Source organism: Streptomyces sp. NPDC020958 (genome assembly GCF_055562175.1).
This window is the reverse complement of the sequence record NZ_JBVHFU010000013.1, coordinates 253,214-273,043: the sequence shown is the minus strand read 5'-3', so window position 1 is coordinate 273,043 and position 19,830 is coordinate 253,214. Positions and strand designations below refer to the sequence as shown.

Here is a 19,830-nt window from a genome sequence, read left to right as displayed (position 1 = left end):
CCGCCGGAAAGAGCGGGAGCCCGGACCCTCCTGACGGAGGATCCGGGCTCCCGGTGCGCTCGGCGCGTGCTTACTGGGTGCGGTTCTCACCGCGGTAGTACTCGAACACCCAGCCGAAGAGGCCGATCATGATGATGGGCGCCGAGAAGTACAGCAGCCACCAGCCGACGGCGACACCGAGGAAGGCCAGCGCGCCACCGACACCGAGGGCGAGGGGCTGCCAGCTGTGCGGGCTGAAGAAGCCCACCTCGCCGGCCTCGTCCGCGACGTCGGCCTCCTTGTTGTCCTGGGCACCGGCGTCCACCCGCGAGGCCGTGAAGCCCAGGTAGAAGCCGATCATGATGCACAGGCCGAAGGCCATGAAGAGTGCCGTGGTACCGGCCGCCTCCTTCGACCACACGCCATAGACGATCGCCATGGCGAGGACGAAGACGCTCAGCCACACGAACATGCGGCCCTGGATCTTCACTTGCCGGCCTCCTTGCTGCCCGCGACAGCGGCGGCGACGTGGCCGTGCTCCAGCTGCTCCAGGGCGGCGATCTCAGGGTGGTGCAGGTCGAACGCCGGGGATTCGCTGCGGATCCGCGGCAGGGTGAGGAAGTTGTGCCGCGGCGGCGGGCAGGAGGTCGCCCACTCCAGCGAACGGCCGTAACCCCACGGGTCGTCGACCTCGACCTTCTTGCCGTACTTGGCCGTCTTCCACACGTTGTAGAGGAACGGCAGGATCGACAGGCCGAGCAGGAAGGAGCTGATCGACGAGATCGTGTTCAGGGTGGTGAAGCCGTCGGCCGCGAGGTAGTCGGCGTACCGGCGCGGCATGCCCTCGGCGCCCAGCCAGTGCTGGACCAGGAAGGTGCCGTGGAAGCCGATGAACAGCGTCCAGAAGGTGATCTTGCCGAGCCGCTCGTCGAGCATCTTGCCCGTCATCTTCGGCCACCAGAAGTGGAAGCCGGAGAACATCGCGAAGACGACCGTACCGAACACCACGTAGTGGAAGTGGGCCACCACGAAGTACGAGTCGGAGACGTGGAAGTCCATCGGGGGCGAGGCCAGGATGACACCGGTCAGACCACCGAAGGTGAAGGTGATCAGGAAGCCGGTGGCCCAGAGCATCGGGGTCTCGAAGGACAGCGACCCCTTCCACATGGTGCCGATCCAGTTGAAGAACTTCACACCGGTCGGTACCGCGATCAGGAAGGTCATGAAGGAGAAGAACGGCAGCAGCACACCGCCGGTGACGTACATGTGGTGGGCCCACACCGTCACGGACAGACCGGCGATCGCGATGGTGGCCGCGATCAGGCCCATGTAGCCGAACATCGGCTTGCGGGAGAAGACCGGGATGACCTCGGAGATGATGCCGAAGAACGGCAGCGCGATGATGTACACCTCGGGGTGTCCGAAGAACCAGAAGAGGTGCTGCCACAGCAGCGCTCCGCCGTTCGCCGCGTCGAAGACGTGTGCCCCGAATTTCCGATCCGCCTCCAGCGCGAAGAGCGCGGCGGCGAGGACGGGGAAGGCGAGCAGGACCAGGACGGCGGTCAGCAGCACGTTCCACACGAAGATCGGCATGCGGAACATGGTCATGCCCGGCGCACGCATGCAGATGATCGTGGTGATGAAGTTGACCGCGCCGAGGATGGTGCCGAAGCCGGAGAAGGCCAGACCCATGATCCACATGTCGGCGCCGAGGCCCGGCGAGCGGACCGCGTCCGACAGCGGGGAGTAGGCGAACCAGCCGAAGTCGGCCGCGCCCTGCGGGGTGAGGAAGCCACCGACGGCGATCGTCGAGCCGAACAGGTAGAGCCAGTAGGCGAACATGTTCAGCCGCGGGAAGGCGACGTCCGGCGCGCCGATCTGGAGCGGCATGATCCAGTTCGTGAAGCCGGCGAACAGCGGCGTCGCGAACATCAGCAGCATGATCGTGCCGTGCATCGTGAACGCCTGGTTGAACTGCTCGTTCGACATGATCTGCAGACCGGGGCGAGCGAGTTCGGCGCGCATGAGCAGCGCCATCACTCCACCGATCAGGAAGAACGCGAACGACGTGACCAGATACAGCGTTCCGATGGTCTTGTGGTCGGTGGTGGTGAGCCACTTGATGACCACGTTGCCGGGCTGCTTGCGCCTGACCGGCAGCTCATCTGCGTAAGAGCCTTCAGCTGCCGCGGCACCCTGGGGTTCGTTGAGGATGCTCACAGGTTGTTCGTCTCCCGGTTCTTCTCGTGGCTCGTCTGCGCGATGCCGGCGGGAATGTAACCGGTCTGCCCCTTCTTGGCGAGGTCCTTGAGGTGCTGCTGGTACCGCTCGGGGGAGACGACCTTCACGTTGAACAGCATCCGGGAGTGGTCGACGCCGCAGAGCTCGGCGCACTTGCCGAGGAAGGTGCCCTGCTGGTTCGGGGTCACCTGGAACGAGTTGGTGTGGCCCGGGATGACGTCCATCTTCATCAGGAACGGCACCACCCAGAAGGAGTGGATGACGTCACGCGAGGTCAGGACGAAGCGGACGGTCTCACCCTCGGGGAGCCAGAGCGTCGGACCGGGGTTGCCGGTCTGCGGGTTCCTGGTACCCGGCGTACCGACGTCGTAGACACCGCCGGCGGCGGCCGGGAAGTCCTTCTTGAACCGGTCGGGGATCGCGTCCAGGTTCGCGTCGGTCTTCGCGTCCCCGGTGACACCGTCGACGGGCGTGATGTAGTTGAAGCCCCAGCTCCACTGGAAGCCGACCACGTTGACCGTGACGTCGGGCTTCTTGCTGAGGCTCAGGAGCTTCGTCTCATCGCGCGCGGTGAAGTAGAACAGCACCGAGATGATGATGATCGGGACCACCGTGTACAGGGCCTCGATCGGCATGTTGTACCGGGTCTGGGCCGGAACCTCGATCTTGGTGCGGCTGCGCCGGTGGAAGATGGCGCTCCAGATGATCAGACCCCACACCAGCACGCCGACGGCGAGCGCGGCGGCCCAGGACCCCTGCCACAGGGAGAGGATCCGCGGAGCCTCTTCCGTGGTCGGGGTGGGCATACCAAGGCGGGGGAAGTCCTTGTATGTGCAACCGGTAGCGGTCGCAAGGACCAGGCCCGCGGTCATTGCCTGCAGCAGCTTCCGCCGCATCGGGCGCCGCGGCGAGCGGTCGGAGCCGTTGGGACTCACGTAGCGCCTTCCCGAGAGTCTCGCCCGCGCGGTTCGGCTGCGGCCTTCTCGCTGGTCGGTCGCCGCCCTGCGTCGGGCAGGGGTTTGGATGTTTATGCGGACCAAACCCTAGCCGACGCCCTTCGGGGGTTCGCGGGGAGGGGGGCATACGCGCCGCCACTCACTCCTTAAGGGTGGGATTGGGCGCCCAATGGCTCGGGTTGTGCGGTTTCGTGCGCGTGCGCGGGTGCGGGTGCGGGGTGTGTGGCGGCTGGTCGCGCGGCCGGCTGCCGCTGAGCACGTTCTACCGTTGCGGTGTGTCCTACTTCGACGCCGCATCGGCCGCCCCGCTCCATCCCGTCGCCCGGCAGGCACTGTTGGCCGCCCTGGACGACGGCTGGGCCGACCCTTCCCGTCTCTACCGCGAAGGCCGCAAGGCGCGGATGCTGCTGGACGCGGCGCGGGAGGCGGCGGCCGAGGCCGTGGGCTGCCGGCCGGACGAGCTGACGTTCACCTCTTCGGGTACGCGGGCCGTCCACACCGGCATCGCCGGGGCGTTGGCCGGTCGCCGCCGGACGGGACGCCACCTGATCGTGTCAGCCGTCGAACACTCCTCCGTCCTCCATGCGGCAGAGGTGTGGGAGGCGGAGGACGGAGCCGTGACCCGGGTGCCGGTGGGGCGGACGGGAGCGGTGGACGCCGGTGCCTACGCGTCCGCACTGCGCCCGGACACCGCGCTCGCCTGTCTCCAGTCGGCCAACCACGAGGTGGGCACCGTGCAGCCGGTGGCGGAGGTGGCCGAGGCGTGCCGGGCGGCCGGGGTGCCGTTGCTGGTGGACGCGGCGCAGTCGCTGGGGTGGGGGCGGGTGGAGGGTGACTGGTCGCTGCTCGCGGCGAGTGCGCACAAGTGGGGCGGGCCGGCCGGGGTGGGGCTGCTCGTCGTACGCAAGGGCGTGCGGTTCGCCGTCCAAGGGGCTTCGGACGAACGGGAGTCGGGGCGGGCGCCCGGCTTCGAGAACCTGCCGGCGATCGTCGCGGCGGCGGCGTCACTGCGGGCCGTGCGGGCGGAGGCCGAGCAGGAGGCCGTACGGCTGCGGGAACTGACGGCGCGGATCCGGGCGCGGGTGGCGGAGTCGGTGCCGGACGTGGAGGTGGTGGGGGACGCGGAGCGGCGGCTGCCCGGGATCGTCACCTTCTCCTGTCTCTACGTCGACGGCGAGACACTGCTCCACGAGCTGGACCGGGAGGGCTTCTCGGTGTCTTCGGGGTCGTCCTGCACGAGCAGCACCCTGACACCGAGCCATGTCCTCAAGGCGATGGGCGTCCTGAGCGAGGGGAACGTACGGGTGTCGCTGCCGACGGGTGCGGCGGAGGCGGACGTGGAGCGGTTCCTGGAGGTGCTGCCGGGGGCGGTGGCGGGGGTGCGGGAGAAGCTGGGCGCCCCGACGCCGGCGACGGTCGTGCGGCAGGCGGAGGACCTGATCGTCGACTCACTCGGCAAGCGCTGCCCGATCCCGGTCATCGAGCTGGCGAAGGTCATCGGGACCGTGCCGGTGGGCGGCCGGGTGCGGGTCCTGTCCGACGACGAGGCGGCCCGACTCGACATCCCGGCGTGGTGCGAGATGCGGGGCCAGGAGTACGTCGGTGAGGAACCCGCGGAGAAAGGAACGGCCTACCTCGTGCGCCGGGTGGCCTGAGCGCCGCCGCGTGGGCGCGACCGGCGCCCACGCGGCGGCACCCGTGACTCAGACCAGGTGCCTGTGGACCTCTTCGGCCGCCTCGTCCCCGTACGCCTTGGTGAACCGCTCCATGAAGTGCCCCCGGCGCAACTGGTACTCCTGCGTACCCACCGTCTCGATGACGAGCGTCGCCAGCATGCACCCCACCTGCGCCGCCCGCTCCAGCGAGACCCCCCACGCGAGTCCCGACAGGAACCCCGCGCGGAACGCGTCGCCCACGCCCGTCGGGTCGGCCTTGCGCTCCTCGTCGGGGCAGCCGACCTCGATCGCCTCCTCGCCGACCCGCTCGATCCGCACCCCGCGCGCGCCGAGCGTGGTGATGCGGTGGCCGACCTTCGCGAGGATCTCCTCGTCGGTCCAGCCGGTCTTGGTCTCGATCAGCCCCTTCTCGTACTCGTTGGAGAAGAGGTACGTCGCGCCCTCCAGCAGTATCCGGATCTCGTCGCCGTCCATCCGGGCGATCTGCTGGGAGAAGTCCGCCGCGAACGGGATCGCGCGGGCGCGGCACTCCTCCGTGTGGCGGAGCATCCCCTCGGGGTCGTCCGCGCCGATCAGGACCAGGTCGAGGCCGCCGACCCGGTCGGCGACGGTCTTGAGCTCGATCTGCCGGGCCTCGCTCATCGCGCCCGTGTAGAAGGAGCCGATCTGGTTGTGGTCGGCGTCGGTCGTGCACACGAAACGCGCGGTGTGCAGGGTCTCCGAGATGCGGACGGACTCCGTGTCGACGCCGTGCCGGTCGAGCCAGGCCCGGTAGTCGTCGAAGTCGAAGCCCGCCGCGCCGACCAGGATCGGCCGGGTGCCGAGCTGTCCCATGCCGAACGCGATGTTCGCGCCGACACCGCCCCGGCGCACGTCCAGGTTGTCGACCAGGAAGGACAGCGAGACCGTGTGCAACTGGTCCGCGACCAACTGGTCCGCGAAGCGGCCGGGGAAGGTCATGAGGTGGTCGGTGGCGATGGAGCCGGTGACTGCGATGCGCACGGCTGGGACTCTCCTGAGGGGAGGCGTGATTGACAGTTAACGCTACCGGGTCGGCGGGGGCGGTCTGAAGGTGCCAAAACTACCCGATAGTAGATCTTTCTTCGCGGCCTCTGCCGTGCATACGGTGCCGTCATGACGAACCTCAAGGTCCATGCCCCCGCTCCGGCCGACCTCGACGGCGACCTGGCGTCGCTGCGGGGGGACTGCGCGCGGATGGCCCCGCACTGGGTGGTTCCTGAGCACGGCGATGCCCGGCCGGTGCCGCCGTCGCTCATCCACGGGGTGGTCGTGCCGAAGAAGTCCGCCAGGCTGCTGGACGCGATGTCCGACTACGGCGACTAGGCGGCGCTCCGCCAGGTTCCGCCCGGCGCGTTCCCAGGGAACCGCGCGCCCCCCTTCCGCGTCCCATCGCCGTCCCCCGTGCAGGGGAGGCGGGATACGACACGGCAAGGAGCGATGCGGTGAAGAGCGAGCGACCCGAGAACGACGAGGACGCGGCCGCGGGCGCAGCACCCGAGACGCCGGAGCCGAAGGGCGCCGCCCCCGCGCCCGGCCCGAAGACGGAAGCAGCCGTCACGGAAGCGGACACGACCCCCGCTCCCACGGCTTGTGCCGAAGCCGAAGCACACGTCACGGGCCCGAAAACCGCCGCCGACCCCACGCCCGGCCCGAAGACGAAAGCAGCCGCCACAGAGCCGGAAACCGCCTCCGACCCGGCAGCGCGTCCCGAGGCCGAAGCACACGTCACGGACCCGCGAACCGTCGCCGACCCGAAGACGAAAGCAGCCGCCACAGAGCGGGAGACGCCCTCCGCCCCCGCACCCGGCCCGAACGATGGGCCAGCTGACGACGGAGAGGCAGAAGCGGCCCCCACCCCCGCGGCCGACCCGAACACCGAAGCAGCACCCGAAACCGCCACCACCCCCGTAGCCCGTCCGGAGGACGAGGCGGGCGTCGTCGTGCCGGCGGAGGACGGGGGTCGCGGTGTCGGGGCGGTGTCCGAGGCGCAGCTGGTCCCTCGTTTCGAGGGGGACGGTGACGGGCGGCCCGTCCGGCGTCGGTCGGCCGCGCTCGTCGTCGCCTCCGTGGCCGCCGCCGTACTCCTGGTCGGCGGCGGAAGCGCCTACCTCGTAGCGGGCGGCGGCTCCGGCAGCGGCGCGGGGGCCGCCGGCGGCGGCACTCCCCCGGCGCTCGCCCTGGACGGCCACTCCGCCGGCGGCAACGGCATAGCCCCCGGCGAGCCCAACCCGTACGGCGTGACCTACCGCGCCGGCGGCACACTCCCCGGCGGGCCCGCCTCCGCCGCCGTGTACCAGCCGTCCGGCGAGGTCTCCAAGGACCGGGTGGCCGCGCTGGCGAAGGCGCTCGGCATCACCGGGACCCCGGTGGCCGAGGGACAGGTGTGGAAGGTCGGCACCGACCACGACGGCTCCGGCGGGTCCCTCCAGGTGAACAGGGCCGCCCCGGGCCTGTGGACGTACAGCCACTACGCCCCCGGCACCGACGACTGCGCGTCCACCGTGACCTGCGTCAAGGATCCGGTGTCACCGGCCGGTACCCCGGTGGGCCCCGCCGTGGCGGAGAAGGCGGCGGCCCCGGTGCTGAAGGCGCTGGGCGAGGACGCGGCGAAGCTGGACACGAGCCAGGTGATGGGCGCGCAGCGGGTGGTGAGGGTCGATCCGGTGGTCGGCGGGCTGCCGACGTACGGCTGGACGACCGGGCTGACCGTCGGCAGGCAGGGCGAGCTGGTCGGCGGCAACGGGATGCTGGCGGCGCCGGTCAAGGGCGACACGTATCCGGTGCTGGGCGCGGCCAGGACGCTCGCGCTGCTGAACGCGGCGCCCGGCACCGGGCACCGGATGGGCATCGGCGGCTGCGCCGGTTCCGTACCGCCGAAGGACCGGCTGGAGCAGCCCTGCGCCGCGTCGACGCCGTCCGCCTCCCCGGCGGTGGTCGAGAAGGCGGTGTTCGGGCTGGCCGCGCAGTCGGTGGCCGGCCGGCAGGCGCTGGTGCCGTCATGGCTGTTCCAGGTGCGCGGCGCGGGGGCGGCGGACACCTACACGGTCACCTATCCGGCGGTGGACCCGAAGTACCTGGCGTCCGCGGCCACCCCCTCGGCGAGCGCCAGTGCCGCGCCGAGGGACGTGAAGGCCGACGGCTACACCACGGACGGCCGCGAGCTGGTGGTGGCCTTCACCGGCGGGGTGTGCGCCGACTACAGGGTGACGGCGGACGAGGGCTCGGCGCAGGTCGTGGTGAAGGTCACGGCGACCCCGTGGCCGGACAAGGTCTGCGTGATGATCGCCAAGCAGTACCACCGGGCGGTGCGTCTGGAGGCGCCGCTGGACGGCCGGAAGGTGGTCGGCACGGACGGCAGGGCCGTGCCGAAGGAGCGGCCGACGACGCTGGACCCGCAGCTGGGCTGAGAACGCCCGAAGGCGGCGGCCCGGAAGGGGCCGCCGCCTTCGTCCGTCCGCCCGTCGGCTCAGCTGAAGGAGTCGCCGCAGGCGCAGGAGCCCGTCGCGTTCGGGTTGTCGATCGTGAAGCCCTGCTTCTCGATGGTGTCGACGAAGTCGATCGACGCGCCACCCAGGTACGGGGCGCTCATCCGGTCGGTGACGACCTTGACGCCGCCGAAGTCCTTGACGACGTCGCCGTCGAGGGACCGCTCGTCGAAGAAGAGCTGGTAACGCAGGCCGGAGCAGCCACCGGGCTGGACGGCGACACGCAGGGCGAGGTCGTCGCGCCCTTCCTGGTCGAGCAGGGCCTTGACCTTGGCCGCGGCGGCGTCACTCAGGATGATGCCGTCGGTGGCGGTGCTGGTCTCGTCCGATACGGACATCTACATCTCTCCCGGGTTGTACGGAGACTGCTTGCCGACGAGTGCAACCGGCGGGTCCGCTGATTCATTCCGGGCCGGCGTTCGCGTTCTCGCGTTCTCGCTTTTTCTCTACCTCTTCATGCTCGCACATGTGCGGCACCGGGATTGATGTCACATCGACGCTATGGCCGTCGTCAAAGTGACGTGAAGCAGTTATGATAGATAACGTCAGAAAGACGAAAAGTAGAAAGGGTGCGTGCCGTGACCACCGCCCAGATCCCGGAGCTCGACGTACAGCCGTCTCCGCTCGCCCTGCTGCTGCTCGGCCGTGAGGCCGACCCGAGGAGCGAGCGGGGTGTCGAGTGTCCCGGCGACCTGCCCTCGCCGTCCGACCCGGACCTGGTCGCCCGCGCCCGCGCGGCCAAGGAGAAGCTCGGCGACAAGGTCTTCGTGCTCGGCCACCACTACCAGCGCGACGAGGTCATCCAGTTCGCCGACGTCACAGGCGACTCCTTCAAGCTGGCCCGGGACGCGGCCGCCCGCCCGGAGGCCGAGTACATCGTGTTCTGCGGTGTGCACTTCATGGCCGAGTCCGCCGACATCCTGACGTCGGACGACCAGAAGGTGGTCCTGCCCGACCTCGCCGCCGGCTGCTCCATGGCCGACATGGCGACCGCCGAGCAGGTCGCCGAGTGCTGGGACGTGCTGACCGAGGCCGGGATCGCCGAGCAGGTGGTCCCCGTGTCGTACATGAACTCCTCCGCGGACATCAAGGCGTTCACGGGCAGGCACGGCGGCACCATCTGCACCTCGTCGAACGCACAGCGGGCCCTTGAGTGGGCGTTCGAACAGGGCGAGAAGGTGCTGTTCCTGCCCGACCAGCACCTGGGCCGGAACACGGCGGTGCGGGACATGGGCATGTCCCTGGAGGACTGCGTCGTCTACAACCCGCACAAACCGAACGGCGGCCTCACCGCCGACCAGCTGCGCGACGCGAAGATGATCCTGTGGCGCGGCCACTGCTCGGTGCACGGCCGTTTCTCGCTGGACTCGGTCAACGACGTGCGCGCGCGCATCCCGGGTGTCAATGTGCTGGTCCACCCGGAGTGCCGGCACGAGGTGGTCGCCGCCGCCGACCACGTCGGCTCGACGGAGTACATCATCAAGGCGCTGGAGGCCGCGCCCGCCGGTTCCAAGTGGGCGATCGGCACCGAGCTGAACCTGGTCCGCCGGCTCGCGAACCGTTTCGCCCCGGAGGGGAAGGAGATCGTCTTCCTCGACAAGACGGTCTGCTTCTGCTCGACCATGAACCGCATCGACCTCCCCCACCTCGTGTGGACCCTGGAGTCGCTGGCCGAGGGCAACCTGGTCAACCGGATCGAGGTCGGCAAGGAGACGGAGAGGTTCGCCAAGCTGGCGCTGGAGCGGATGCTGGCGCTGCCGTAGCCGCCTCCCCGCGGGTCACCCCGAGCCGGACTTCCGCTCGGGGTGCGCGGGATCGAGGCTGAACAGGGTGCCGTCGGGGGTCACGACGGTCAGCGCGCCGCCGTAGAGCAGCGCCTGGGGATCGGCGGCGCCGCCCGTCGCGGCGCGTTGCACCCGGGGGTCGGTCTGCCACAGAAGCGTGCCCTCGCGGGTGTCCACGGCGGCCACCCGGCCGCTGGGGCTGGCCAGGTACAGGGTGCGGGTGCGGGGGTCGTAGGTCGGGGAACCGGAGTTCTCCACGCTGGTGCGGGTGTGCCAGAGTTCTTTGCCGGTCCGCGGGGACACCGCCGTGACCTGGCCGTTCGGGGCCGTGATCCACAGCGTGTCGGAGGCCAGCGTCACCGAACCCTCGTACGTCCTCGCGAGCTTCGTCGTCGACCGGCCGCCGGTCGTCGGGTCCGTCAGGAGGATCCGGGAGAACGTGGAGTCCGCCAGGGACACCGAGCCGCTCCCGTCGGCGGCCAGGACCAGGGCCGGGTGGCCGTCGAGCAGGCCGAGGAAGCCGCTCTCGAAGGGGACCTGCTGACGCGCCAGGACCGTTCCGTCGGTGCGGTCCAGCTGGAGAATGGTGGCGTACTTCGCGTTCTGCTCCGTGGGGTAGCACTCGGCGTACAGGCCGGTGCCGGCCGACACGAACGTGCAGTAGGTGCGGGCGGGCAGGCTCATGGTCCAGCGTGCCTCGCCCGTGCGGGCGACGCGGGCCGTCACCGTCCGGCCGTCGCTCTCGGCGGTCAGGACCACGTCGCCCGACATGACCAGGCCGGCGTTGTCGTCGTGGGTCCTGCGGGTCCACAGTTCGTCGCCGCTCGCCGCGTCCAGGGCGACGACGTGGGCCGGGTCGCTCGCGGCGCCCTGCTCGGCGACGGTCTCGTGGACCACGACGACGCCGTCGTAGGCGCCGAGGACCGAGGAGTGGTACTCGGCGTAGTCGGTACCGGGCGGTGCCAGTGAGGCCCGCCAGGCCGTCCTGCCGGTCCGGCCGTCCAGCCGGACCGGCAGGACCCCGTCGCCCCCGCAGTAGACGGCGTCGCCCTGGCTCAGGCACGCGGACTGGCTGTCCCGCGGCGCGCCGTCCAGCGCCTTGACCTCTCCCCGGTCCGCCGGCTTGAACACCGTGGTCCCCCAGGGCCGCCAGCCGGCTGGGGGCGCCGTCCAGCGGGAGGCCGTGGCGGAGCTCGCGGTCCGGGGGGTGTCCGGGAAGCCCGGTCCGAACCGGATGTACCCCAGCAGGCCCAGGGTCAGCGCGCCCACCGTGCCGACCGCCGCCCAGCGGACACGACGGCCCCGGCCCCGCTCCCGGCGGCGGCCGGAGCCGGTGCCGGTCTCCGCTCCGGGTGCCCGGCCCCCGCCGCGCGGGCCCACGGTGCCCGGGTCGTCCGCCGTCGTCTCGGGCACCGCCGGGTCGTCCGCCGCCGGTCCGGGCAGGACGTCCGCCAACTCCTGTGCCAGCTCGTCCAGTCGGGGTCGCCGGGCGGCCTCCTTGTGCAGACAGCGCTCCAGGACCGTGCGCAGCGGGCCGGCCACGCCGTCGAGCACGGGCTCGTGGTGGACCACCCGGTAGGCGGTCAGATAGGGGCTGTCGGCGTCGAAGGGGCCGTGCCCGGTGACGCAGTACACCAGCAGCGCGCCGAGCGAGAAGACGTCCGATGCGGGACCGACGGTGCGGGCGTCGGTGAGCTGCTCCGGGGACATGAACGGCGGGGTGCCGATCATCTGGCCGGTCTCGGTGAGGGTCTGGTGGTTCTCGGCGGCGCGGGAGATGCCGAAGTCGATGACGCGGGGGCCGTCCTGCGCGATCAGCACGTTGGCCGGTTTGAGGTCCCGGTGCACCACCCCGGCCCGGTGGATGTCGCGCAGCGCCTCCACCAACCCGAGGGCCAGCCGCCGCAGTTCGGCGTCGCGCAGCGGGCCGCTCTCGCGCAGCCGGTCGGCCAGCGAGCGCCCGGCCACGTACTGGGTGGCCATCCAGGGCCGGGCGGCCTCGGGGTCGGCGTCCACGACGGGTGCGGTGAAGGCGCCGCTCACCCGGCGGGCGGCCTCGACCTCCTGCCGGAACCGCGAGCGGAAGACGGGGTCCTCGGCGTACTGGGCGTGCACCACCTTGACGGCGACCTCGCGTCCGGAGCGCGACCGCCCCCGGTAGACGGCGCCCATGCCCCCGGACCCGAGCCGGTCGACCAGCTTGTAACCGCCGACGGACCTCGGGTCGTCCTTGCGCAGCGGCACGCTCGAACTCCTCCTCGCCGCATGACCGTTCGATGCGTCAGCATACGGAACCGACACCGCGCCGACGGCCGTACCCGGTGGTGTTCCGGGTACGGCCGCCGGTCACGGGACCGTCATACGGCTGCGGGCTGCGGCTCCTCGGCCGCCGGGGCGGACCCCTCGGACGGCAGGCCCTTCTTCGCGGCCCGCTTCCCGGCCCGGCGCTCCCTGCGCAGTTCGAGCATCGCGTACAGCGTCGGCACCAGCAGCAGCGTCAGCAGGGTGGAGGTGATCAGACCGCCGATCACGACCACCGCGAGCGGCTGGGCGATGAAGCCGCCCTCGCCGGTGACCCCGAGAGCCATCGGGAGCAGGGCGAAGATGGTCGCCAGGGCGGTCATCAGGATCGGGCGCAGCCGGTGCCGGCCGCCCTCGACGACGGCCTCGACCACGCCGTACCCCCGTTCGCGGTACTGGTTGATGAGGTCGATCAGCACGATCGCGTTGGTCACCACGATGCCGATCAGCATCAGCATGCCGATCATCGCGGGCACGCCCATCGGGGTGCCGGTGACGACCAGCAGGCCGAGCGCGCCGGTCGCCGCGAACGGGATGGAGACCAGCAGGATCAGCGGCTGGACCAGCGAACGGAAGGTCGCGACCAGCAGCATGAAGACGATCGCGATCGCCGCCAGCATCGCCAGGCCCAGGTTCTTGAACGCGCTGTCCTGGTCGGAGGTGACGCCGCCGATCGAGGCCGTGGCGCCCGCCGGGAGCTTCAGCGCCTTGATCTTCGACTGGAGTTCGGCGCTGACCGCGCCCGTGTTGTCACCGGTCGGCTTGGCGGTGATGGTCGCGGCGCGCTGCCCGTCGATGCGGGTCAGCGACACCGGCCCGGCCGCCAGCTCGACGGTGGCGATGTCGCCGAGCCGCACCGGGCCCAGCCGGAGGGCGCGCAGCTGGGCGAGGGTCTCGGCCGGCTTCGCGGACTTCACGACGACGTCCCGCTCGGTGTTGTCGAGGGTCGCCTTCGCGGCCGTGGTGCCCCTGACCGCCTGGGTGACGGCGGCGCCCAGCGTCTGGTCGTCGAAACCGGCCGCGGCCGCCCTGGAGTTCGCCTTCACCGAGATCCGCGGCACGCTCGTGGACAGGTCGCTGGTGACGTCGGTGACGTCGTCCAGCCGGGCGACCGCGCCGCGGACCTGCTCGGAGGCCGTGCGCAGCACGTCCGGGTCGGCCGCCTTCACGACGACGCTCAGGTCCTGGCTGCCGAAGCCGTCACCGGCCGACACCGTGGTCGTACCGACGCCCGGGAGCCTGTGCAGCCCGTCCTCGACGGCCTTCTGCACCCGGTCGTACGACTTCGCGTCGTCCAGCATCACCGAGTACGACGCCTGGTTGGTGTCGGTGCCGCCGCCGAAGGCCGCCATGAAGCCGGACGAGCCCACGGTGACCTGGTAGTCCTTGACGCCGTCGATGGAGGCGAGCAGCTTCTCGACCTTCTTCGCCTGCGCGTCGGTCGCCGCAAGGCCGGTGCCGGGCGCCAGCTCCTGCTTGACGGTGAGGACCTCCTGGTCGCCCTGGTCGAAGAAGTTGGTCTTCAGCAGCCCGGACATGCCGAACGTGAGGACCAGGACGGCCACCGCGATCAGCACGCTGGTGAGACGGCGCCGGGTCGCGAAGCGCAGGACCGGGACGTACGCCCGCTGCAGGCGGCTGTTCGCCTCCTTCTCCTCGGCCTCGCGGCGGGCTTGCTCGGCGTCCTCGGGGGTGCCCTTGGGCGCGCGCAGGAACCAGTACGACAGGACGGGCACGACCGTCAGCGACACCACGAGGGACGCCAACAGCGCCGCCGTCACCGTGATGCTGAACGAGCCGAACAGGGCGCCCACCATGCCGCCGACCAGGCCGATCGGCAGGAAGACGGCGACCGTGGTGAGGGTGGAGGAGGTGACCGCGCCGGCCACCTCGCGGACCGCGCCGAGGATGGCGGCCTGGCGCTCCTCGCCGTAGCCGAGGTGGCGCTTGATGTTCTCCAGGACCACGATCGAGTCGTCGACGACCCGGCCGATGGCGATGGTGAGCGCGCCGAGGGTGAGCATGTTCAGGGACAGGCCCCGGGTCCACAGCACGATCAGCGCGAGGACGACGGAGAGCGGGATGGACACCGCCGTGACGAGGGTCGAGCGGACCGACGCCAGGAAGACCAGGATGACCAGGACCGCGAAGAGCAGTCCGAGGGCGCCCTCGGTGGTGAGGCCCTTGATGGACTTGGAGACCGCGGGGCCCTGGTCGCTGACGACCGTGACGGTGGCGCCGGAGCCGAGGTCCTGACGGAGTTTCGGGAGCTTGTCCTTGACCGCGTTCGAGATGGAGACCGCGCTGCCGTCGTGGTCCATGGTGACGTTCACGGCGAGGCTGGGACGGCCGTCGGTGCGGGTGATGGAGTCGGCCGGGGCCTCCTGCTCGCGCACCGTGGCCACGTCGCCGAGGCGCACGGGCTTCCGGACGCCCTGCCCGGTGACCATCAGGTCCTCGATCTGGCGCAGCGAGGTGAGACCGCCGCCGACCTGGACGGTGCGGTTGGCGCCGTCCTCGGTGAAGGAACCGGCCGCGACGGTCGCGCCGGCCGCCTGGAGCGACTGGGCGAGGGCGGCGGGGGTGAGTCCGGCCCGCGCCAGCTTCGCGTCGCTGGGCGTGACGGTGACCTGGACGTCCCGGACGCCGGTGACCTGGACGCGGCCCACCCCGTCGATGTCCTTCAGCTCCGGCACGACCGTCCTGTCGAGCTGGTCGGCGAGCGCCTGCTGGTCCCTGCCGGAGGTGACGGCGAGGACCACGGTCGGCATGTCGTCGGTGGAGCCGGAGACGACCTGCGGGTCGACGGAGTCCGGGAGCCGGGCGCGGTTGACGGCCAGCTGGACGTCGGCCACCAGCTGCTTGGTGTCGCTGCCGTAGTCGAAGGACGCCATGATCACGGCGTTGCCCTCGCTCGCGGTGGAGGTGACGCCGGTGACGCCGTCGACGCCTTCGAGGTTGTTCTCGATCGGCTCGACGATCTGCTTCTCGACGACGTCCGGGGCCGCTCCCTGGTAGGGGGCGATCACGGACACCATGGGCAGGGAGATGGTGGGCAGCAGCTGCTGCTTGATCTGGGGGACGGCGATCGCCCCGAAGACGAGCGCGATCAGTGACACGAGGCCTATCAGGGCCCGCTGCGCGAGGCTGAATCTGGACAGCCAGGACATGGGTCGTGGTCTCTTTCCGACGAGCCGCTGTGAGCGGCGGACGAGCTGCTGTGAGCGTCGAAGGGGGCACCTGTGAGCGCCCACCGCACCACCCTCGCCCATGCGCGGGCCCGGTCACGTAGGCCCAGGGTGCCGTTCCCCGATCCGGCGCCTACTCCGCCCGCAGTACACCCGGGTGGAGATCACTCCATCCGCGGACGGACCAGCCCCGACTCGTACGCGATCACCACGAGCTGCGCCCGGTCCCGCGCGCCCAGCTTGGCCATGGCCCGGTTGACGTGCGTCTTCACGGTCAGCGGGCTGACCTCCAGGCGTTCGGCGATCTCGTCGTTGGAGTGCCCGCCGGCGACCTGGACGAGGACCTCGCGCTCCCGTCCGGTGAGTGCGTCGAGGCGTCGCGCACGGGCGGGGTCGCGGCCCTCGTCGCCCGCGTCGCCCTGGGCGAGGAAGCGGGCGATCAGGCCCTTGGTGGCCGTCGGGGAGAGCAGCGCCTCGCCGCCGGCGGCGACCCGGATGGCACTGAGCAGTTCCTCGGGCTCGCTGCCCTTGCCGAGGAACCCCGAGGCGCCCGCGCGCAGCGCCTGCACGACGTAGTCGTCGACCTCGAAGGTGGTCAGGATGACCACCCGGACCTGGGCGAGGGCGGGGTCTGCGCTGATCAGCCGGGTGGCGGCGAGGCCGTCGGTGCCCGGCATCCGAATGTCCATCAGGACGACGTCGGCCTGCCGTTCCCTGGTCAGCAGCACCGCCTCGGCGCCGTCGGAGGCCTCGCCGACCACCTCCATGTCGGGCTCGGAGTCGACGAGGACGCGGAACGCGCTGCGCAGCAGTGCCTGGTCGTCGGCGAGCAGGACACGGATCGTCATACGGAATCCCCCAGAGCGCCCGTACGGCGGTTCGCACGGTCGTTTGTGTCGGCCTTGACCGGCAGGATCGCATGGACACGGAAACCGCCGCCGTAACGGGGACCGGTGGTGAGGGTGCCGCCCACGGCGGTGACCCGCTCGCGCATGCCGAGCAGGCCGTGGCCGCCGCCGTCCTCGGCGACGGCCTTCTCGCCGGAGCCGTCGTCGAGGACGGTGACCTCGATCGCCGGGCCGACGCGGACGACGCTGACCTCGGCCTTGGCGTCGGGGCCCGCGTGCTTCCGCACGTTGGTCAGGGCCTCCTGGACGATCCGGTAGGCGGCCAGGTCGACGGCGGCGGGCAGGGTGGTGCCCTGGTCGGCGCGGGCGACCTCGACCTGCAGGCCGGCGTTGCGGAAGGTGTCGGCGAGCTCTTCGAGGACGTGCAGGCCGGGGGCGGGTTCGGTGGGGGCCTCGGGGTCGCCGGACTGGCGGAGCAGGCCGACGGTGGCGCGCAGTTCGTTCAGCGCGGAGCGGCTGGCCTCGCGGACGTGGGCGAGGGCCTCCTTGGCCTGGTCGGGACGCTTGTCCATGACGTGTGCGGCCACCCCCGCCTGCACGTTGACCAGGGCGATGTGGTGGGCGACGACGTCGTGCAGGTCGCGGGCGATCCGCAGGCGCTCCTCGGCGACCCGGCGGCGGGCCTCCTCCTCGCGGGTCCGCTCCGCGCGTTCGGCGCGCTCCCGGATGGCCTGGACGACGGCGCGTCTGCTGCGCACGGCGTCGCCCGCGGTGGCGCCGATGCCGGTCCAGGCGAAGATCGCGAGATTCTCCTGGGCGTACCACGGGAGGGGGCCGGCGGCCATCGCGGCGGTGGTCAGCACGATCATGGTGAGCAGGCCGGCCCGCAGGGTGGTGCGGCGGTCGGTGCGCGCGGCGACCGTGAAGAGGGCGACCACGGCCGCCATCGCGACGGGGGCGCGGGGGTCGCCGGTGACGCACTCGACGACGGAGGCGGCGCCGGTGAAGGCGAGCACCGCCTTCGGGGCGTGCCGGCGCAGCACCAGGGCAGCGGCGGCGAGTGTCATCAGGACGAGGCTGAGCGGGTCGGGGGTGCGGATGCCCCACCGCACCCCGTGTGCCCCGTGCGGGACGACGAGGGAGCCCGCGACCATGCACACGAGGACGCCTGCGGCGACGGCCGCGTCCAGCGCGAGGGGGTGGGATTCCGCTCTGCAACGGGCCCGGTCGAAGGTGCTCACGGTCTGAACGGTACGTCGGCTTCCCACAGCCCGGAACCGCCGCCTCGCCCCACCGCGGCCCGCCCGGCCTCCCACCCGCCCGAGGAGAGCCGGACCGGCGTCAGCCCGGGATCAGGCCGTCAGCCCGGGATCAGGCCGTCGTCCCGGAGCAGGGCCCGGACCTCGGCCAGGGTGGCGTCCGGGGACGGGAGGATGAGGTCGGAGGGTTCCAGGGCGTCCGGCGGGAGCGGTTCGCCCAGGTCCCGGACCTTGTCGAGGAGGGCGCCCAGGGTGCGGCGGAAGGCTGCCTCGTCGCCGGACTCCGTCTCCGCCAGGAGCTCGTCGTCCAGCCTGTTCAGCTCGGCGAGGTGGCTGTCGGCCAGCCTCACCTGCCCCTCCCCCATGATCCTCACGACCATGTCGGCCATGTCGCCCTCCAGGCGTCGGCTACTGCTTGTCGAAGCGCGGGGTGTCCTGCGGCTGCTGCGCCTGCTGCCCCTGGCCGGTGCCGCCCTCGATCGCCTGCTGGGGCGAACCTCCGGCGAGCTCGGCCTTCATGCGCTGCAGTTCCAGCTCCACATCCGTACCACCGGAGAGCCGGTCCAGCTCGGCCGCGATGTCGTCCTTGGCCATGCCGGTCGGGTCGTCGAGCGCCCCGGAGGCGAGCAGCTCGTCGATGGCGCCGGCGCGGGCCTGGAGCTGCTGGGTCTTGTCCTCGGCGCGCTGGATGGCCAGGCCGACGTCGCCCATCTCCTCGGAGATCCCGGAGAAGGCCTCGCCGATGCGGGTCTGGGCCTGGGCGGCGGTGTAGGTGGCCTTGATGGTCTCCTTCTTCGTGCGGAAGGCGTCCACCTTGGCCTGGAGGCGCTGCGCCGCCAGCGTGAGCTTCTCCTCCTCGCCCTGGAGCGTGGCGTGCTGGGTCTCCAGGTCGGTCACCTGCTGCTGGAGGGCGGCGCGCCGGGACAGCGCCTCGCGGGCGAGGTCCTCACGGCCGAGCGCGAGCGCCTTGCGGCCCTGGTCCTCCAGCTTGGAGGACTGCTGCTGGAGCTGGTTCAGCTGGAGTTCGAGGCGCTTGCGGGAGGTGGCGACGTCGGCCACGCCACGGCGCACCTTCTGAAGCAGTTCGAGCTGTTTCTGGTACGAGTAGTCAAGGGTCTCGCGCGGGTCCTCGGCCCTGTCCAGGGCCTTGTTCGCCTTCGCGCGGAAGATCATCCCCATACGCTTCATGACACCGCTCATGGGCTTCGCGCGCCCCCTTCTGACGGACTCCGGCTCACCGATCCTGCAACAGAACCCACAGTACGGGCCCTGCATCCATTACCGCACTGTTCGGGGACCGATGCGCTCATCCCCAAGGACGACTGCGGTCGGACCCGCTCCGGCAGAGGTAGTAGGTGCCCCCCGGAGTGAACCGTCTGCAACGTCCCGTCTGTCCCCAATGGAGACGACTGGCGTTGCCGGATCGTTCCCCACCGCACTAGGGCCCACACCCCGACACCCCGTACCCTTGGGTTTTGTGTTCCGTAGCCGTGCCAAGGACGAGAAGGCCCCCGCCGACAAGGCGCTGACCGACTCCAAGCAGCCCCGTGACCCGCAGGCCCCCAAGGGCAGGCCCACGCCCAAGCGCAGTGAGGCCCAGACCCAGCGCCGCAGCGTGGCCAACACGCCCACGACGCGCAAGGACGCCGCCAGGCGTCAGCGCGACGAGCGGCGCACCGCCATGGAGCGGCAGCGCCAGGCGCTGGCCACCGGTGACGAGCGGTACCTGCCGGCCCGTGACAAGGGCCCGGTCCGCAAGTTCGCCCGTGACTGGGTCGACTCCCGCTTCAACGTGGCGGAGTTCTTCCTGCCGCTGGCCGTGGTCATCCTGGTCATGAGCGTGGTCAACAACACGGCGATCAAGAACATCGCGCTGCTGCTGTGGCTCGTGGTGATCGTGCTGATCGTGCTCGACGCGGCCGTCAGCGGTCTTCGGCTGCGCAAGCGGCTGGCCGAGCGCTTCCCGGACCAGAACAAGAAGGGCGCCGTCGCCTACGGTCTGATGCGCTCCCTCCAGATGCGCCGGCTCCGGCTGCCCAAGCCGCAGGTCAAGCGCGGAGAGCGGCCCTGAGCGCAGAGCCGTTCTCCGAGG

Annotated in this window: 16 protein-coding genes; 5 read left to right on the top strand and 11 right to left on the bottom strand. The window is 71.2% G+C overall.

All coding sequences use genetic code 11. The features are described 5' to 3' along the window. Nucleotides 1–70: 70 nt before the first annotated feature. Genes ACZ3KP_RS31375 through ctaC form a run of 3 tightly spaced genes read right to left on the bottom strand, consistent with a single transcriptional unit; the run spans nt 71 to nt 3,155 of the window. Nucleotides 71–469 (bottom strand): cytochrome c oxidase subunit 4, encoded by a 399-nt coding sequence (locus ACZ3KP_RS31375; protein WP_046727399.1) that lies wholly within the window; start codon nt 467–469, stop codon nt 71–73. Further along, on the bottom strand, nt 466–2,199 hold the full coding sequence (gene ctaD, locus ACZ3KP_RS31370; protein WP_467503517.1) for an aa3-type cytochrome oxidase subunit I: 1,734 nt from the start codon (nt 2,197–2,199) through the stop codon (nt 466–468). Before ctaD ends, ACZ3KP_RS31375 begins: the two co-directional genes overlap by 4 nt. Next, nucleotides 2,196–3,155 (bottom strand): aa3-type cytochrome oxidase subunit II, encoded by a 960-nt coding sequence (gene ctaC / locus ACZ3KP_RS31365; RefSeq protein ID WP_358975924.1) that lies wholly within the window; start codon nt 3,153–3,155, stop codon nt 2,196–2,198. The genes ctaD and ctaC overlap by 4 nt, the downstream gene beginning before the upstream one ends. A gap of 296 nt (nt 3,156–3,451) precedes the next feature. Here ctaC and ACZ3KP_RS31360 point away from each other — a divergent pair, with 296 nt between their 5' ends. Further along, nucleotides 3,452–4,831 carry an aminotransferase class V-fold PLP-dependent enzyme gene (locus ACZ3KP_RS31360; protein WP_467503516.1) on the top strand — a complete coding sequence of 460 codons (1,380 nt, stop codon included), beginning with the start codon at nt 3,452–3,454 and terminating at the stop codon, nt 4,829–4,831. 48 nt (nt 4,832–4,879) lie between these two features. Here the strand turns inward: ACZ3KP_RS31360 and ACZ3KP_RS31355 are convergent, their stop codons facing one another. After that, nucleotides 4,880–5,854 carry a carbohydrate kinase family protein gene (locus tag ACZ3KP_RS31355; RefSeq protein WP_467503514.1) on the bottom strand — a complete coding sequence of 325 codons (975 nt, stop codon included), beginning with the start codon at nt 5,852–5,854 and terminating at the stop codon, nt 4,880–4,882. Between the two features lie 132 nt (nt 5,855–5,986). On the opposite strand from ACZ3KP_RS31355, the gene ACZ3KP_RS31350 reads away from it, so the two are divergent. Beyond that, the gene (locus ACZ3KP_RS31350; RefSeq protein ID WP_358975933.1) at nt 5,987–6,196 is read left to right on the top strand and encodes a hypothetical protein; all 210 of its coding nucleotides are present in this window, start codon (nt 5,987–5,989) and stop codon (nt 6,194–6,196) included. Nucleotides 6,197–6,315: 119 nt separating this feature from the next. Continuing rightward, the gene (locus ACZ3KP_RS31345) at nt 6,316–8,280 is read left to right on the top strand and encodes a hypothetical protein (RefSeq protein WP_467503512.1); all 1,965 of its coding nucleotides are present in this window, start codon (nt 6,316–6,318) and stop codon (nt 8,278–8,280) included. Nucleotides 8,281–8,339: 59 nt separating this feature from the next. Here ACZ3KP_RS31345 and ACZ3KP_RS31340 read toward each other — a convergent pair whose 3' ends face one another. Further along, nucleotides 8,340–8,696 (bottom strand): iron-sulfur cluster assembly accessory protein, encoded by a 357-nt coding sequence (locus tag ACZ3KP_RS31340; RefSeq protein ID WP_030951236.1) that lies wholly within the window; start codon nt 8,694–8,696, stop codon nt 8,340–8,342. Nucleotides 8,697–8,936: 240 nt separating this feature from the next. Here ACZ3KP_RS31340 and nadA point away from each other — a divergent pair, with 240 nt between their 5' ends. Beyond that, complete coding sequence (gene nadA, locus ACZ3KP_RS31335) at nt 8,937–10,121, top strand: quinolinate synthase NadA (RefSeq protein WP_467503510.1); 1,185 nt, start codon at nt 8,937–8,939, stop codon at nt 10,119–10,121. 15 nt (nt 10,122–10,136) lie between these two features. Here the strand turns inward: nadA and ACZ3KP_RS31330 are convergent, their stop codons facing one another. The 6 genes from ACZ3KP_RS31330 to ACZ3KP_RS31305 all read right to left on the bottom strand — a co-directional run bounded on the left by ACZ3KP_RS31330 (nt 10,137) and on the right by ACZ3KP_RS31305 (nt 18,938). Beyond that, nucleotides 10,137–12,386 carry a protein kinase domain-containing protein gene (locus ACZ3KP_RS31330; RefSeq protein WP_467503508.1) on the bottom strand — a complete coding sequence of 750 codons (2,250 nt, stop codon included), beginning with the start codon at nt 12,384–12,386 and terminating at the stop codon, nt 10,137–10,139. A gap of 113 nt (nt 12,387–12,499) precedes the next feature. Then, nucleotides 12,500–15,613: an efflux RND transporter permease subunit gene (locus tag ACZ3KP_RS31325; RefSeq protein WP_467503507.1), complete on the bottom strand. Its 3,114-nt coding sequence runs from the start codon at nt 15,611–15,613 to the stop codon at nt 12,500–12,502. Nucleotides 15,614–15,795: 182 nt separating this feature from the next. Further along, nucleotides 15,796–16,479 carry a response regulator transcription factor gene (locus tag ACZ3KP_RS31320; RefSeq protein ID WP_358975946.1) on the bottom strand — a complete coding sequence of 228 codons (684 nt, stop codon included), beginning with the start codon at nt 16,477–16,479 and terminating at the stop codon, nt 15,796–15,798. Beyond that, nucleotides 16,476–17,720: a sensor histidine kinase gene (locus tag ACZ3KP_RS31315; protein ID WP_467503505.1), complete on the bottom strand. Its 1,245-nt coding sequence runs from the start codon at nt 17,718–17,720 to the stop codon at nt 16,476–16,478. The genes ACZ3KP_RS31320 and ACZ3KP_RS31315 overlap by 4 nt, the downstream gene beginning before the upstream one ends. 119 nt (nt 17,721–17,839) lie before the next feature. After that, nucleotides 17,840–18,118, bottom strand: a complete 279-nt coding sequence (gene pspAA / locus ACZ3KP_RS31310) for a PspA-associated protein PspAA (protein ID WP_358976019.1) — start codon at nt 18,116–18,118, stop codon at nt 17,840–17,842. A gap of 28 nt (nt 18,119–18,146) precedes the next feature. Beyond that, complete coding sequence (locus tag ACZ3KP_RS31305; protein ID WP_401343941.1) at nt 18,147–18,938, bottom strand: PspA/IM30 family protein; 792 nt, start codon at nt 18,936–18,938, stop codon at nt 18,147–18,149. Between the two features lie 199 nt (nt 18,939–19,137). Between ACZ3KP_RS31305 and ACZ3KP_RS31300 the strand changes: the two genes are divergently transcribed. Beyond that, a complete protein-coding gene (locus ACZ3KP_RS31300; RefSeq protein WP_358975954.1) occupies nt 19,138–19,809 on the top strand; it encodes a DUF3043 domain-containing protein in 672 nt (223 codons plus the stop codon). The last annotated feature ends 21 nt before the right edge of the window (nt 19,810–19,830 follow it).

Coding starts and splice junctions, on each gene's coding strand:
- ACZ3KP_RS31350 (WP_358975933.1), top strand. CDS start 5,987: ATGACGAACCTCAAGGTCCATGCCCCCGCTCCGGCCGACCTCGACGGC.
- ACZ3KP_RS31340 (WP_030951236.1), bottom strand. CDS start 8,696: ATGTCCGTATCGGACGAGACCAGCACCGCCACCGACGGCATCATCCTG.
- ACZ3KP_RS31325 (WP_467503507.1), bottom strand. CDS start 15,613: ATGTCCTGGCTGTCCAGATTCAGCCTCGCGCAGCGGGCCCTGATAGGC.
- ACZ3KP_RS31320 (WP_358975946.1), bottom strand. CDS start 16,479: ATGACGATCCGTGTCCTGCTCGCCGACGACCAGGCACTGCTGCGCAGC.
- pspAA (WP_358976019.1), bottom strand. CDS start 18,118: ATGGTCGTGAGGATCATGGGGGAGGGGCAGGTGAGGCTGGCCGACAGC.
- ACZ3KP_RS31305 (WP_401343941.1), bottom strand. CDS start 18,938: ATGAGCGGTGTCATGAAGCGTATGGGGATGATCTTCCGCGCGAAGGCG.
- ACZ3KP_RS31300 (WP_358975954.1), top strand. CDS start 19,138: ATGGAGACGACTGGCGTTGCCGGATCGTTCCCCACCGCACTAGGGCCC.